Source organism: Streptomyces sp. NPDC046862, assembly GCF_040704615.1.
Classification (GTDB): Bacteria; Actinomycetota; Actinomycetes; order Streptomycetales; family Streptomycetaceae; genus Streptomyces.
The window spans coordinates 1-15,772 of record NZ_JBEYXP010000104.1 but is presented as its reverse complement, the minus strand read 5'-3'; the positions used below and the strand labels follow the sequence as shown (position 1 = coordinate 15,772).

Below are 15,772 nucleotides of genomic sequence, written 5' to 3'. Positions count from 1 at the left end.
CACACACCTCGTCAAAGGCGGCCGCGAACACCGGAAACGCCCCGTACAACCCACGCCCCATCCCCACCCGCTGCGACCCCTGACCCGAGAACACCACTCCCAAGCCCCCGCCCGACGCGACTCCGCGGACCGTGCCCGGTGCGTCCTCGTCATCGACGAGCGCGCGGAGACCGGCGGTCAGGCCGGACAGGTCCGTGGCGGTCACGGCCGCTCGGTGGTCCATGAGGGCCCGAGTGGTGGCCAGGGAGAAGGCGAGGTCCGGGAGCCGGAGGCCGGGGCGCTCGTCAAGGTGGGCGAGGAGATTCGCGGCCTGCTCGCGCAGCGCTGCCCCGCTGCGGGCACTGAGCATCACCGGTACGGCGGGCAGGGGCCTGGACGCGGCGCCCTGCTCGGTCTCCGGCTCGTCCTCGGGGGCCTGTTCGAGGATGACGTGGGCGTTGGTGCCGCTGATCCCGAACGACGACACACCCGCCCTCCGCAGCCGCCCCGTCTCCGGCCACGGACGCGACTCCGTCAGCACCCGCACCGCGCCCGCCGACCAGTCCACCTGCCGGGACGGCTCGTCCACGTGCAGTGTCCCCGGCAGCACCCCTTCCCGAAGCGCCATCACAGTCTTGATGACTCCGGCGACGCCGGCGGCGAACTGGGTGTGCCCGATGTTGGACTTGATGGACCCGATCCACAACGGCCGTTCCTCCGGCCGCCCCTGTCCGTACGTCGCCAGCAGCGCCTGGGCCTCGATCGGATCGCCCAGTCGCGTGCCCGTCCCGTGCGCCTCCACCACGTCCACGTCCGACGGCCCCAGACCCGCACTCGCCAACGCCTCACGGATCACCCGCTGCTGCGACGGACCGTTCGGCGCCGTCAGACCATTCGACGCACCGTCCTGATTCACCGCCGAGCCACGTACGACCGCCAGCACCGAGTGTCCGTTGCGCCGGGCGTCCGACAGGCGCTCCACCACCAGCACACCCACGCCCTCACCCCACCCCGTACCATCCGCCCCTTCCGCGAACGCCTTGCACCGCCCGTCCGAGGCCGAGCCGCCCTGGCTGTCGAACTCGCCGTAGATGGCCGGGGTGGTCATGACGAGGACACCGCCGACGAGGGCGAGGTCGCATTCGCCGCCGCGCAGGGACTGGCCCGCGAGGTGGAGGGCGACGAGGGAGGAGGAGCAGGCGGTGTCGACGGTCAGCGCCGGGCCCTCCAGGCCGAGCAGGTAGGCGATCCTGCCGGACATGATGCTGGCGGGCAGCCCTGTGATGGCGTAGCCGTCGGTGTCCTCGGGCGAGTCGGTGAGGAGGGCTCCGTACTCCTGCGGCGCGCCGCCGACGAAGACGCCGGTGCGGCTGCCGCGCAGTGACAGCGGGTCGACGCCGGCCCGCTCCAGGGCCTCCCAGGAGGTCTCCAGCAGCAGCCGCTGCTGCGGGTCCATCGCCAGCGCCTCACGCGGGGAGACGCGGAAGAAGGCGGCGTCGAAGTCGCCCGCCGAGTCGAGGAAGGCCCCCTGGTGGCCGGGGTCGAAGGAGGGTCGGTGTTCCCAGCCCCGGCCGGCGGGCGGGCCGGTCATGGCGTCGCGGCCCTCGGCGACCAGCCGCCACAGGTCCTCGGGGCCGTGTACGCCGTCGGGGAAGCGGCAGCCGAGGCCGACGACGGCCAGGGGCTCCGTGGCGGCGGAGGTGAGGCGGTGGTTCTGCCGGCGCAGTCGCTCGTTCTCCGCCAAGGAGGCGCGCAGCGCGTCGATGACCTCGTCGAGGGATGTGTTCATGCCGCTTGGCTCCCGCTGGTTCGGACCGCTGGGTCTGCCGGTTCTGCCGGTTCTGCTGGGGTCAGCCGCTGGTTCCGCCTGTCGCGCGAACGACGGCGGGAGCGGAGGGCAACAACGTGCGCCGGGCACCCGGAGCCCGGCACCCACGGGGGTCTGGGTCCCGACGCTATGGGGCTGGTCGCGGCCTGTAACCCCCAGAAGGGCCCGGCCGTCCCCCTAGGACTTGGTCGGGTGTTCTAGGGGGCGGCCGCGCGACCTGTGCCCGTGGGCGCCGCCCGCGCCCGTCTCACCACACGACGGGGATGGCGAGCGCCCCGTGCACCATGTTGTAGCCCCGGTACGCCACCTCCTCGGGCGGCACCGCGAGACGGAGGTCCGGGAAGCGGCGGAGTACGGCGGAGAACGCGATCCGCATCTCCAACAGGGTCATGGTGCCGCCGATGCAGCGGTGGACTCCGTGGCCGAAGCCGATCTGCTGGGCCGGAGCCCGGGTGAGATCGAGCCGGTCGGGGTCGTCGTAGTGGCCGGGGTCGCGGTTGGCGACGGCCAGCGCCGGTACGACGTGCTCACCCGCCTTGACGGTGACGCCGCCGAGTTCGAGGTCCTCGGTGGCGGTGCGTCCGCCGGTGGCGGAGATGACGCTGAGGTAGCGCATGAGCTCCTCGACGGCCGTGTCGAGGACGGCAGGGTCGTCGCGCAGCCGGGCCAGTTGGCCGGGGTTCTCGAAGAGGGCGAGGAGGCCGAGGCCGAGGGTGTTGGCGACGGTGTCGAAGCCGGCGGTGAGGAACATGTTGCTGATGCCGACGATCTCCTCGTCGGAGACTTCGTCGCCGTGCTCCCGTACCAGCATCCCGATCACGCCGTCACCGGGGTGGGCGCGCTGTTCGGTGACGGCGGCGGACATGAACCGGTGGGCGGCGCCGACGAGTTCCCGGCCCTCTTCGGCCGTGGCGGCCAGGCCGGGTGCCCTCGCGATGACGCTGAGGTACTCCTCGCGCTGTGCGTCGGTGAGGCCGAGCAGTTCGCAGATGGCCAGCAGGGGGAACGGGAAGGCGAACGCGGCCATGAAGTCGGCGGGCGGGCCGCTGTGTTCCATCGCGTCGAGGCAGTCCTCGGCGATCTTCTCCAGGCGGGGGGCGAGTTCCCGCATGCGGCGGGCGGTGAAGCTCGAGGTGACCGTACGGCGCAGTCGCGTGTGCTCGGGCGGGTCCATGTTGACGAAGCTGCCCGGGGGGACCGTCAGGCCGGTGTCGTCGATGCCGGGGAGCATGAGGGTGAGCGGGGTGAGGGCGCTGCTGAGGCGGGGATCGGTGAGCATCCGTCGTACGTCGTCGTAGCGGGTGACGACCCAGATGTCCCGGCCGTCCGGCAGGCGGTACTTGTGGACGGGATCCTTCTGCTGGGCCTCGCGCAGGGCGGGACCCGGGTCGAAGGGGCAAACGGAGTCACGCTGGTAGGGCAGTGGGGTCTCGATGTTGAGGGGCATGGATCTCCTTGGCGGTACTCGACCGGTCTCAGTGGGGCTCGACCGGTCTTGGTGGTGCTGTGCGACAGGTCTCGACGCCGGCGGCGCCGGCGGCGCCGGTGGGACCGGGGTGCCGGGGGCGCCGGGGGCGCCGGGGCTCATTTGATGCCGAACTCGTCCCCGATGAGGCTGAGGAGTTCCTCCGTGGTGGCCGCGCCGAGGTCGCCGTCCGCGGGGGCGGGGCCGGTGGTGCCGGGTGTCTCTTCGAGCTTGGCGAGGAGCACGCGCAGCCGGATGGCGAGCGAAGCCTGGCGGCCGGGGTGGTGGGGGTCGTCGGCGGGGGTCTGGAGGGCGGTTTCGAGGGACTGGAGGGCGAGCAGGGCCGGATCGGGTGCCTGCGTGGGCGTCAGGTCGAGTCCTTCGTGGAGGAGCTGGGCCAGGTCCTTCGGCGTGGGGTGGTCGAAGACCAGGGTGGCGGGCAGCCGCAGGCCGGTGAGGGCCGAGAGCCGGTTGCGCAGGTCGACGGCCATGAGGGAGTCGAAGCCGAGGCTCTTGAAGGGTTTGCCGGCGGGTACGGCGTCCGCGGAGGGCAGTCCGGCCGCGGTGGCCGCCTCGGCGCGCACCAGGTCGACCAGGGCGGTGGCGCGGTCGGCCTCGGACAGCGGCAGCAGCCGCTCGCGCAGTCCGCCCGCTGGGGCGGCGGGAGGCCTTCCTCCGGCACCGGACACGGCACCGGACGCGGCGGCGAGCCCGCGCAACAGCGCGGGAGTGGTGGGCGAGTCCGCGTCGAGGGCGGAGGTGTCCAGGCGTACGGGGACGGCGAGGCTCTCCCCGGTGGTGAGGGCGGCGTCGAACAGTGCCATGCCCTCCCGGGGGTCGAGCTGGCGCAGGCCCGCGCGGGCGATGCGTTTGAGGTCGCTCTCGGCCACCCCGGCCGTCATGCCCGCGCCGCGCTGCCAGGGCCCCCAGGCCAGGGAGAGCGCGGGCAGTCCGGTGGCCGCGCGGCGTGCGCACAGGGCGTCGGCGAAGGCGTTCGCGGCGGCGTAGTTGGCCTGCCCGGCGCCGCCCATGGTGCCCGCGAGCGAGGAGAAGACGACGAAGGCGTCCAGGCCGAGGTGGGCTGTCAGCTCGTGCAGGTGCTCGACGGCCTCGGTCTTGACCGGGAGCACGGCGTCGACCTGGTCGGGGGTGAGGGCGGTGAGGGTGCCGTCGTCGACGGCACCCGCCGTGTGCACCACGGCCTTCAGATCGGGGGCGGTGTCGAGGAGCGAGGCGAGCGCGGCGCGGTCGGTGACGTCGCAGGCCTCGGCGCGTGCCGTGGCACCGAGCTCGGCGAGTTCGGCGATCAGGTCGGTCATGCCCGGGGCGTCGGAGCCGCGCCGGGCGGCGAGCAGCAGGTCGCGCACCCCGTGCCGGGTGACGAGGTGCCGGGCGACGAGGCGGCCGAGGGTGCCGGTGGCGCCGGTGACGAGGACGGTGCCGGTGGTCGGCCAGAGGGCGTCCGGGGTCTCGTCGACGGGGGTGAGCACGGCCAGGCGCGGGACGAGTACGCGGTCGTTCCGCAGGGCCAGTTGGGGTTCGCCGGCGGCCAGGGCGTGGGCGACGGCCTGGGGCAGGGGGGTGGTGGCGCCGGGCAGGTGGTCGACCAGCAGGACGCTGCCGGGGTTCTCCAACTGGGCGGAGCGGGCCAGGCCCCACACGGCGGCGCCCGCCAGGTCGGCCACCGTCTCGTCGTCCGCGGCCCGTACGGCACCGGAGGTGCACAACACCAGCTGGGTGCCTGCCAGGGCGTCGTCCGCGGTCCACTCCTGGAGCAGGGCGAGGGCCCGGTGGACGGCGTCGCGGGCGGCGTCGGCCGTCGGTGCGGCGGGCGGCAGCGGGACGACGACCACGTCGGGCGGCTCCGTACCGGCGCGCAGGGCCGCGAGGTCCGGGTGGTACTCGACGGCCTCGGCGGTGCGCAGCAGCACTTCGGCGTGCGGGTACGCGGCGGTGTCGCCGAGGACCGCGAAACGGCCCGGAAGGCGGCCGGCGGGCACGGCGGCGGCGCCGTCGAGGGGCGTCCACTCGGTGCGCAGCAGCCACTCGGGGCGGACCCGTAGGGTCTCCAGCTGCTCGGACGACGTGGGGCGCATGTGCAGGGCGGCGACGGAGGCGACGGGGCGGCCGGAGGGGTCGGTCAGGTCCACGGCGACCTGGTCCTCGGCCAGGTCCCGGACGTGTACCCGCAGGGCCGTGGTCGGTTGCTCGTGCGCGCTGACGCCGCGCCAGGCGAACGGCAGCAGCGGTCCGCCGGTCGTCGGTGCGGTGGGCCGGAAAGCGAGGGAGTGCATGGCGGCGTCGAGGAGGGCGGGGTGGGTGGCGAAGTCGCCGGTCGCGGGCTCGGGCAGCCGTACCTCGGCGAAGACCTCGGTGCCGTGCCGCCAGGCGGCGGTCAGACCGCGGAAGGCGGGGCCGTAGGTGAATCCGTGGTCGACGAGGTCGTCGTAGAAGGTACTCAGGTCGACGGGTTCGACGTCCGGCGGGAGCCAGGAACCGGGTGTGGGCGCGGTGGTCGGTGCGTCGGCCGCGTCGGGGGTCTCCACGGTCAAGGTGCCCTCGGCGTGCGCCGTCCACGGGCCGTCGGGTTCGGTGCGGGAGTGGACGGACAGGGTGCGGTGGCCGCTGTCGTCGGCCGGTCCGACAGCCAGCTGGAGCTGCACCGGCGCGTCGGCGGGCAGCAACAGGGGGGCAGCGAGGGTGAGTTCGTCGAGGTGGGGGCAGCCGAGCCGGCCGCCCGCCCACAGGGCCAGTTCGACGAAGCCGGTGCCGGGGAAGAGCGGGGTGTCGAGGACGGCGTGGTCGCTGAGCCACGAGTGGGCGGGCGTGGACAGCTCGCCGGTGAACAGGGTGGTGCCGTCGGCGGCCGCGGTGACCTGTGCGCCGAGCAGCGGATGCCCGGCCGGGTCCAGGCCGAGGGCCGCCAGGTCGCCGGTCGCGGCGGCCGGGCGGGGCTCGGGCCAGTAACGGGCGCGCTGGAAGGCGTACGTCGGCAGGTCGACGCGGCGTGCGCCGCTGCCGGCGAAGAGGGCGGCCCAGTCGACGTCGGCCCCAGCGCAGTGCGCGCGGGAGACGGCTCCGATCAGGGCCTCGGTCTCGGGGGTGTCCTCGCGCTGGGCGGCCACGCACACCGGCGGTTCGGCCTCGGCGTCCAGGCAGCTGTGGGCCATGCCGGTGAGGACGCCGTCGGGCCCGGCCTCCAGCAGCACGGTGGCCCCTTCGGCGGCCAGGGTGCGTATCCCGTCGGCGAACCGGACGGTCTCCCTGACGTGCCGCACCCAGTAGCCGGGCGAGCAGGCCTGTTCGGGGGTGAGGAGCTGGCCGGTGAGGTCGGAGACGACGGGGATCAGCGGCGGGCGCAGGTCGAGTCCGGCCACGATCTCGGCGAACTCGTCGAGCATGGGCTCCATGAGCGCGGAGTGGAACGCGTGACTGACCGTCAGGAAGCGGGTGCGCACCTCCTGTTCCCTGAAGTGGTCGCCAAGGGTGGTGAGGGCGTCGGCCGGACCGGAGAGTACGACGGAGCCGGGTGCGTTGACGGCCGCGACGGTGACGCCGGGGTGCTCCGTGAGGGCTTCGGCGGCCCGCGCCTCGCCGGTGGCGACGGCGAGCATCGCACCGCCGGACGGCAGTTGTTGCATGAGGCGGCCGCGGGCGGCGATGAGCCGGCAGGCGTCGGGCAGCGTCAGCACCCCGGCGACGTGCGCGGCGGTGATCTCCCCGACGGAGTGTCCGAGCAGGTAGTCGGCGCGTACGCCCCAGCTCTCCAGCAGCCGGTACAGGGCGGTCTCGAACGCGAACAGGGCGGGCTGGGTGTACTCGGTGCGGTGGATCGCCTCGGGGTCGGGGGTGTCCGTTCCGGTGCCGAGCACGATCTCCGCGAGCGGGCGGGGCAGATGGGGATCGAGGTGGACGCAGACGGCGTCGAAGGTCTCGGCGAACACGGGGTGGGCGGCGTACAGGTCGCGGCCCATGCCGTACCGCTGTGCGCCCTGTCCGGTGAACAGGACGGCGAGCGCGCCGTCGCGGGCGGCGTCGCGCACGAGCCCGGCGGGCAGTTCGCCGGCGGCGAGGGCGCCGAGGACGGTGGCGGCCTCGGAGCGGTCGTGGACCGTGGCGGCGGCGCGGTGTTCGAGGGCGGCGCGGGTGGTGGCCAGGGAGTGTGCCAGGTCCGCGAGGGCGGTCTCGGGTTCGCCGTCCAGACGGTCGAGCAGCCGGGCGGCCTGCGCGCGTAGGGCTGCCTCGTGGTGGGCCGACAGCAACAGGGGCCACGGGCGGGGCGCGGCAGCCGGGCTCTCAGGCTCGCCGCTCGGGGCGTCCTCGGCGGGAGCCTGTTCGAGGACGACGTGGGCGTTGGTGCCGCTGATCCCGAACGACGACACACCCGCCCGGCGCGCCCGCCCCGTCTCGGGCCACGGCTGATGCTCCGTCAACAGCGCGACGCGGCCCATCGACCAGTCGACCTGGGGTGACGGCTCGTCAACGTGCAGCGTCCGCGGCAGCACCCCGTGCCGCATCGCCAGGACCGTCTTCATGACGCCGCCGACGCCCGCCGCTGACATGGTGTGGCCGATATTGGACTTCAACGACCCCAGGTACAGCGGTCGTTCACGGTCCTGCCCGTACGTGGCGAGCAGCGCGTGCGCCTCGATCGGGTCGCCGAGGCGCGTGCCGGTCCCGTGTGCCTCCACGGCGTCGACGTCGGCCGCCGTGAGTCCGGCGTCCGCCAACGCGTCGCGGATCACGCGCTGTTGGGCCAGCCCGTTGGGCGCGGTGAGCCCGTTGGAGGCCCCGTCCTGGTTGATCGCCGAGCCACGGACGACCGCGAGAACGGGGTGCCCGTTGCGGCGCGCGTCGGACAGCCGCTCCACCAGCAGCACCCCCACACCTTCCGACCAGCCGGTGCCGTCGGCCGCCGCCGCGAACGCCTTGCACCGTCCGTCCGCCGCCAGCCCGCCCTGCCGTTCGAAGTCGGCGAAGAGCGAGGCGTCCGGCATGACGCAGACGCCGCCGGTCAGCGCGAGGTCGCACTCGCCGCCGCGCAGTGCCTGGGCCGCGGTGTGGAGGGCGACGAGGGAGGACGAGCAGGCGGTGTCGACGGTGACCGCGGGGCCCTCCAGACCGAGGGCGTAGGCGATCCGCCCGGAGATCACACTGGTGGCGTTGCCGGTGACGGCGTACCCGGCCATCTGCTCCGAGCCGGGCGGGAAGAGCTGCGAGTAGCCGAGGGCGGCGGCGCCGACGTAGACGCCGGTGCGGGTGGAGCGCAGGGTCGTCGGGTCGATGTGGGCCCGCTCGATCGCCTCCCAGGAGCTCTCCAGCAGCAGCCGCTGCTGCGGGTCCATGGTGAGGGCCTCGCGCGGGGTGATGCCGAAGAAGCCGGCGTCGAAGGAGGCCACGTCGTCGAGGAATCCGCCGCGGGCGACGTCCTTGGCGCGCCAGCCCCGGTCGCGCGGGAAGCCGGTGATGCCGTCGCGGCCCTCGGTGAGCATGTGCCACAGGTCCTCGGGGCTGCTGACCCCGCCGGGGAAGCGGCAGGCCATGCCGACGACGGCGAGGGGTTCGCCGTCGGCGGCGCGGCGGCGGGCCGACACGGCATCCGCGGTCGCGGTCGTCCGCGCGTCGGGGGCGTCGCCGAACAGTTCGGCGTACAGGGCCCCCACCATGCGGCGCGGCGAGGGGTGGTCGAAGACCACGGAGACGGGCAGGCGCAGTCCAGTGGCGGTGGTGAGCCGGTTGCGGAAGTCGACGGCGGTGAGGGAGTCGAAGCCGAGTTCCTTGAACGGCCGGGTGGCTCGGACGGTCTCCGGGTCGTCGTGGCCGAGTGCCGCGGCGGCCGTGTCGCGGACGAGACTCATGAGGATGCGGGTGCGTTCGGTCTCGGTGAGCGGCGCGAGGCGTCCGCGCAGCGAGCCGGGGTCGGCGTCGCCGCTGGTGTCGGTGGCGGCCGTGCGGCGGACTCGTGCGGGCCGGGCAGCCGGTACGGGCTCGGCACGGTCCAGGCGCTCGGCGGAGGGAGCGGTGCCGAGCAGTCCGGCGGGGTCGGCGGGGCGCAGGAGCAGGGCGTCGGCCACGGCGACCGGTGAGCCGGTGGTGTCGGCCAGCAGGAGCCCCACGGTGCTGTCGCCGGTCCGGCTCAGGCGCACCCGGAGCCGCGTGGCGCCGGTGGCGTGGAGTTCGACGCCGCTCCAGGAGAACGGCACGGCCGGCTCGCCTCCCTCGTCACCGAGGGCGTACAGGGCGTGCAGGGCGGCCTCGGAGAGCGCGGGGTGGAGACCGAAGCGGGCGGCCTCGGTGCCCTGCCCGGCGGGCAGCCGTACCTCGGCGTACACCTCGCCGTCGCCGCGCCACAGTTCGGTGAGGAGGCGGCGCTGCGGGCCATAGGAGAAGCCGTCGGCGGCCAGTCGCTCGTACAACTCCTCGACCGGTACGGCGGCGGTGGTCGGCGGAGGCCATGCGGTCAGGTCGGGGGCGGGGGCGCCGGTTTCGGGGACGAGGGTCCCGGAGGCGTGCAAGGTCCAGACACCGCCCGCGTCCGGAGCGGTGGAGGAGTGGACGGCGAAGGTGCGCCGGCCCGCGCTGTCGGCACCCAGCCTGACCTGGAGGCCGACCGCGCCGTCCGGGGGCAGCAACAGCGGGGTGTGCAGGGTGAGTTCCTCGACCCTGGCGCAGCCGAACCGGTCGCCCGCCAGCACGGCGATTTCGACGAACACGGTGCCGGGCAGTACGGCGCGGTCGCCGAGGGAGTACCCGGCGAGCCAGGGGTGGTCGTGCGGGGAGATCCGCCCGGTGAGGACCGCTCCGTCGGCGTCGGCGAGCCGCACCAGCGCTCCCAGCAGGGGGTGGCGCAGCGGGCCGAGCCCCACGGAGGTCACGTCGCCGCCGCGGCGCGGGCCCTCGGGCCAGTGGCGGCGGCGCTGGAAGGCGTACGTCGGCAGCTCGACGCGGCGTGCGCCGGTGCCGGCGAAGACGCGCGGCCAGTCGATGGGGGCGCCGCCCGTCCACGCCTGGGCGAGCGCGGTGCGCAGCCGGGCCGGGCCGCCCTCGCCGCGGCGCAGGGTGCCGGTGACGGCGGCCTCGTGGTCGCCGGCCTCGACGCACTGCTGGAGGGAGGTGACGAGGACGGGGTGCGGGCTGGGTTCGACGAACAGCCGGTGCCCGTCGGCGAGCAGGGCGCGGACGGCGGCCTCGAAACGGACCGGTTCGCGCATGTTCCGGCACCAGTAGGCGGCGTCGAGTCCGGCGGTGTCCAGCGGTCCGCCGGTGACGGTGGAGTAGAACGGCACCTCGCTGGTGCGCGGCGCGAGGTCCGCGAGGTCGGCCAGCAACCGCTCACGCAGCGGCTCGACGTGCGGGGAGTGGCCGGGGCTGGCGGCGCCCGGGATGCGGCGGGCCTGCACGCCGTCGGCCGCGCAGGCGGCCACGAACGCGTCGCAGGCGTCGGGATCGCCGGTCAGCGCGACGGACGCGGGCCCGTTGACGGCGGCGATCCACAAGCGTTCGCCCCAGGGCGTGAGCCGCTCGCGGACCTGTTCCTCGGGCAGCAGGACGGAGGCCATGCCACCGCGCGCGGTCAGGGTACGCAGGGCGCGGCTGCGCAGGACGACGACGCGGACGGCGTCCTCCAGTCCGAGGCCGCCGGCGATGTGGGCGGCGGCGATCTCGCCCTGCGAGTGCCCGACCACGGCCGCGGGTTCGACGCCGTACGCCCGCCAGGTCCGTGCCAGCGACACCATGACCGTGAACAGGACCGGCTGGATGACGTCGATGCGGTCGGTGTCGACGTCGATGTCACCGGGTTCGCCGCGCAGCACGGCGAGGACGTCCCAGTCGACCAGGCGTTGCACCGCCGCCGTGCAGGCCCTCACGCTGTCGGCGAACACCGGCTCGGTGTCGAGGAGTTCGCGGGCCATGCCGAGCCACTGGGAGCCCTGACCGGGGAACACGAAGGCGGTCCGGCCGGTGATCTCGGTGCCCTCGGTCACGGTGTCGTGGGGTCGGCCCTCGGCGAGCGCGGTCAGGCCCGCGAGCAGTGTGCCGCGGTCGGCGGCGAGGACCGCGGCGCGCTGGTCGAGGGGGGTGCGGGTGGTGGCGAGGGAGTACGCGACGTCCGGGACCGGCAGGCCGGGGTGCGCGGACAGGTGGTCGGCGAGACGGCGGGCCTGGGCGCGCAGGGCGGTAGTGCCGCGGGCGGAGAGGACGGAAGGGAGGACGGCGGGAAGGACTGCGGGGAGGGGGCCCGGGCCGGTGGTGACGGGTTGCGCGGCGGTGGCGGGTTCTCCGGTGGGCGCCACTGCTTCGGTGGGCGCCGGTTCCGCGGTGGGCGCCTGCTCGATGATCACGTGCGCGTTGGTGCCGCTCACGCCGAAAGAGGAGACGGCCGCCCGGCGTGGGGTGTCTCCGTCGGGCCAGGGGCGGTCCTCGGCGAGCAGGCGTACGGTGCCGGAGGACCAGTCGACGAAGGGTGTCGGTTCGTCGGCGTGCAGGGTGCGGGGCAGGGTGCGCTCGCGCAGGGCCTGGACCGTCTTGATGATCCCGCCGACGCCCGCGGCGGCCTGGGTGTGCCCGATGTTGGACTTCAGCGAGCCCAGCCACAGCGGCCGTCCTTCCGGCCGTGCGGCGCCGTACGTCGCCAGCAACGCGTCCGCCTCGATGGGGTCGCCGAGCCGGGTGCCCGTCCCGTGCGCCTCGACGGCGTCGACCTCGGCGGCGGTGAGCCCGGCGTCGGTGAGGGCGTCCCGGATGACCCGTTGCTGGGAAGGGCCGTTGGGGGCGCTGAGCCCGTTGGAGGCGCCGTCCTGGTTGACGGCGGAGCCCCGGACGACGGCGAGCACCGGGTGGCCGTTGCGGCGGGCGTCCGACAACCGCTCGACGACGAGGACGCCCGCGCCCTCGCTCCAGCCCGCACCGTCGGCAGCGGCGCCGAACGCCTTGCAGCGTCCGTCAGGGGCGAGCGAGCGCTGCCGGGAGAGCATGACGTGCACGTCGGGCGTCGACATCACGGTGACACCGCCCGCCAGGGCCAGGTCGCACTCCCCCGCGCGCAGGGCCCGTACCGCCAGGTGCAGGGCGACCAGGGAGGAGGAGCACGCGGTGTCGACGGTGAGCGCCGGGCCCTCCAGGCCGAGGACGTACGAGATGCGGCCGGACAGCACGCTGTTGGAGACACCGGTGGAGCCGTGGCCGTCGATGCCGCCCTCGGTGGCGGTCAGCAGCGTGGCGTAGTCCTGCTGCGAGACACCCGCGAACACGCCGGTGCGGCTGCCCTTCAGGGCCCGGGTGTCGAAGCCGGCCCGCTCCAGTGCCTCCCAGGAGGTCTCCAGCAGCAGCCGCTGCTGCGGGTCCATGGAGTGTGCCTCGCGCGGCGATACGCCGAAGAACGCGGCGTCGAAGGAGGCGACGTCGTCGAGGAATCCGCCCTCGCGGACGTAGCAGGTGCCCTCGTTGTCCGGGTCGGGGTCGTACAGGGCGGCCAGGTCCCAGCCCCGGTCGGTGGGGAAGGCGCCGACGGCGTCACGGCCCTCGGCGACGAGCTGCCACAGGTCGTCCGGCGACTGCACGCCGCCGGGGTAGCGGCAGGCCATGCCGACGACGGCGATCGGTTCCCGGGCCGCCGACTCCAGTGCGCCCAGGCGCCCCCGCGTCCGGTGCAGTTCCGCGGCGACCTGCTTGAGGTAGTCGCGGAGTTCCTTGTCATCAGCCATGTGAACCGTTCACTCCTTGCCGAGTTCCGTGCGGATGAAGTCCAGCAACTCGTCGTCCGAGGCCTCGGCGAGGCGGGTGTCGACGTCGTGCTCGCCCGGGGCGTCCGCGTGGGCGTCCGCGGTGGCGGGCAGGGGCTGGGCCGGGGCACCCGCGGTGGCCAGGGTGCTCAATCGGGCCGCGATCCTGGGGCGGTCGGGTGCGTCTGCGCTCAACTCGGCGAGTGCCGCTTCCAGTTGGTCCAACAGCGCGGGCACGCCCGGCCGGCGCTGCGAGCCCGCCGACCCGAGGTGGTCGAGGAGGCGTTTGTCCAGCTGCTCGGCCAGGGAGGCGGGGGTGGGGTGGTCGAAGACCAGGGCGGCGGGCAGGGGCAGGCCGGTCGCGGCGGCCAGGCTGTTGCGCAGCTCCACCGCGGTCAGCGAGTCGAAGCCGACTTCGCGGAAGGGCCGGCGAACGTCGAGGCTGTCGGGTGACGGATAGTCGAGGACCGTTGCGGCCCGGCTCCTGACAAGGTCCAGCAGCTTCCCGGCGCGTTCGGCGGCGGGCAGTTCGGCGAGCCACCGCGCGTACGCGTCGGACGCCTGGCCGCTCACCGTGTCGTCACCGAAGGAGTCACCTACGGGATGCTGATTCCCCGTCTGCGTCTGCGTCTGCGTCTGCGTCTGCGTCTGCGGCACGAGGGTGCGCAGGGCCGCGGGCAGAGAGCCTGCCTCGGCGCGGCCGCGCAGCACGGCCGGGTCGGTGCGCATCGGCACGAGCACGGCCGTGTCGCTCGCCGCCCAGGCCCGGTCGAACAGGCCGAGTCCCCGCTCGGCGTCGAGCGGCAGCACCCCGGCCCTCGCCATGCGCCGCAGGTCCACGTCCCCGATCCGGCCGCCCATGCCACCACCGGTCCCCCACAGGCCCCAGGCCAGGGAGGTCGCGGGAAGCCCATGGGCGTGTCGCAGGCGGGCCAGCGCGTCCAGTGCGGCGTTGGCGGCGGCGTAGTTGGCCTGCCCGGCGCCGCCGAGCGTTCCGACGGCGGACGAGAAGAGCACGAAGTGGGTGAGGTTCAGGTATCGGGTCAGTTCGTGCAGATGGTGTGCGGCGTCCGCCTTGGGGCGGAGGACGGTGTCGATCCGCTCGGGGGTGAGCGCGGTGACGATCCCGTCGTCGACCACGCCCGCGGTGTGGACCACACCGGTCAGCGGCCGGTCGGCCGGGATCGCGGCGAGCACGGCCGCGAGCGCGTCGCGGTCGGCGACATCGCACGCGGTGAACTGGGCCCGGGCGCCCACCCGTTCCAGGTCGACGGCGAGTTCACCGGCCCCGGGTGCGTCAGCCCCTCGGCGGCTGAGCAGCAGCAGATCCCGTACACCGTGTTCGGCGGCCAGATGCCGGGCTACGAGAGCTCCCAGCTCACCGGTACCGCCGGTGACGAGCACCGTGCCGTGCCGGCGCGGGCCGGCGGGTGCCGATACGGCGCCGGGTGCTGAGGTGGCGGCCGTGAGCCGCGGGACGTGCAATCGCCCGTCGCGCACCGCGACCTGGGGTTCCCCGCCGGGTGCCCCGGACAGGGCGGTGGCCACCGCGTGCGCCAGGGCGGGCACGTCCGTGCCGTCGTCGTCAAGGTCGACGAGGACGAACCGGCCGGGGTGCTCGGTCTGGAGCGACAGCAGCAACCCCCAGGCTGCCGCCCTGGCGGGGCCGCCCGTGGTCGCCGCGCCGGTCACGACGACCACGCGGGTACCGGACAGCCTCTCCTGCGCGAGCACGCCCTGGACGCGGACGAGCGCGTCGTGCGTGACGCGACGCACCGCGACGGGGTCGCCGCCATCACGATCGTCATCGGCCGTGTCGTGGAGCGGCAGGACGACGAACTCGGCGTTCCCGTCCAGGGATTCCGGCCCCGGATGGACGTCCACGACGTTTCCCGGCTGCTGGGCGAGCCCCTTGGCCAGCGCGCCGGCCCGTCCGTCCGGCCGTCCGATCACGGCCCAGCGCGCTGCGGACGGGGTGACGGTCTCCACGGGCTGCCAGACGGGCGCGTAGAGCGACTCGGAGGTACCGCCGCCCGCCTCGTCCCGGGTCGTCTCCAGCCAGTAGGCACTGTGCTGGAAGGCGTACGTCGGCAGATCCACTCGTCGGGCCCCGGCGAGCAGCGCCGACCAGTCCACGCCCACCGACCGCACGTGCAGCCGCCCCAACGCTCCCACCAGCGACCGCGTCTCGTCCCGCCCCTTGCGCAGGGCCCCGAGGGCGAGGAGGTCGGGGGCGGTCTCGCGCACCATGGGGGCGAGGGAGGCGTCGGGGCCCACTTCGAGGACGGTGCCGACGTCCTGTGCTCGCACGGCACGCACACCATCGGCGAATCGGACGGTCGCCCGGACATGCCGCACCCAGTACTCCGGAGTGCACAGCTCCTCACCCGCCACCCGCCCGGTCACGTTCGACACCACGGGAACCACCGGCTCCGCGAACTCCACCCCAGCCAGCACCTCAGCGAAATCGGCCAGCACCGGCTCCATCAGCCCCGAGTGGAACGCATGGCTGACCGCCAGGCGCTTCACCCGCCGCCCCACAGCAGCCAACCCCTCCGCCACCGTCCGCACCGGGCCCTCCTCACCGGAAAGCACCAGCGACGACGGACCATTCACCGCCGCCACCCACACCCCCGACCCCTCGGTGATCTCCGACTCCTCAGCCTCCACCGCCCACATCACACCCCCGGACGGCAACGCCTGCATCAACCGCCCACGCGCCGCCACCACCCGACACGCATCCCCCAACGACCACACACCCGCCACATGAGCCGCGAC

At 74.4% G+C, this 15,772-nt stretch carries 4 protein-coding genes; all 4 read right to left on the bottom strand.

Annotated features, from left to right (window positions below; all coding sequences use genetic code 11):
• On the bottom strand, positions 1–1,768 hold a 1,768-nt coding region (locus tag AB0959_RS52045), incomplete at its 3' end, for a type I polyketide synthase (RefSeq protein ID WP_366834038.1).
• Positions 1,769–2,054: 286 nt separating this feature from the next.
• Complete coding sequence (locus tag AB0959_RS52040; protein WP_366834037.1) at positions 2,055–3,254, bottom strand: cytochrome P450; 1,200 nt, start codon at positions 3,252–3,254, stop codon at positions 2,055–2,057.
• 137 nt (positions 3,255–3,391) lie between these two features.
• Positions 3,392–12,976, bottom strand: a complete 9,585-nt coding sequence (locus AB0959_RS52035; RefSeq protein WP_366834035.1) for an SDR family NAD(P)-dependent oxidoreductase — start codon at positions 12,974–12,976, stop codon at positions 3,392–3,394.
• A 9-nt stretch (positions 12,977–12,985) separates the two neighbouring features.
• Positions 12,986–15,760: an SDR family NAD(P)-dependent oxidoreductase gene (locus AB0959_RS52030; RefSeq protein WP_366834039.1), complete on the bottom strand. Its 2,775-nt coding sequence runs from the start codon at positions 15,758–15,760 to the stop codon at positions 12,986–12,988.
• Positions 15,761–15,772 lie beyond the last annotated feature (12 nt).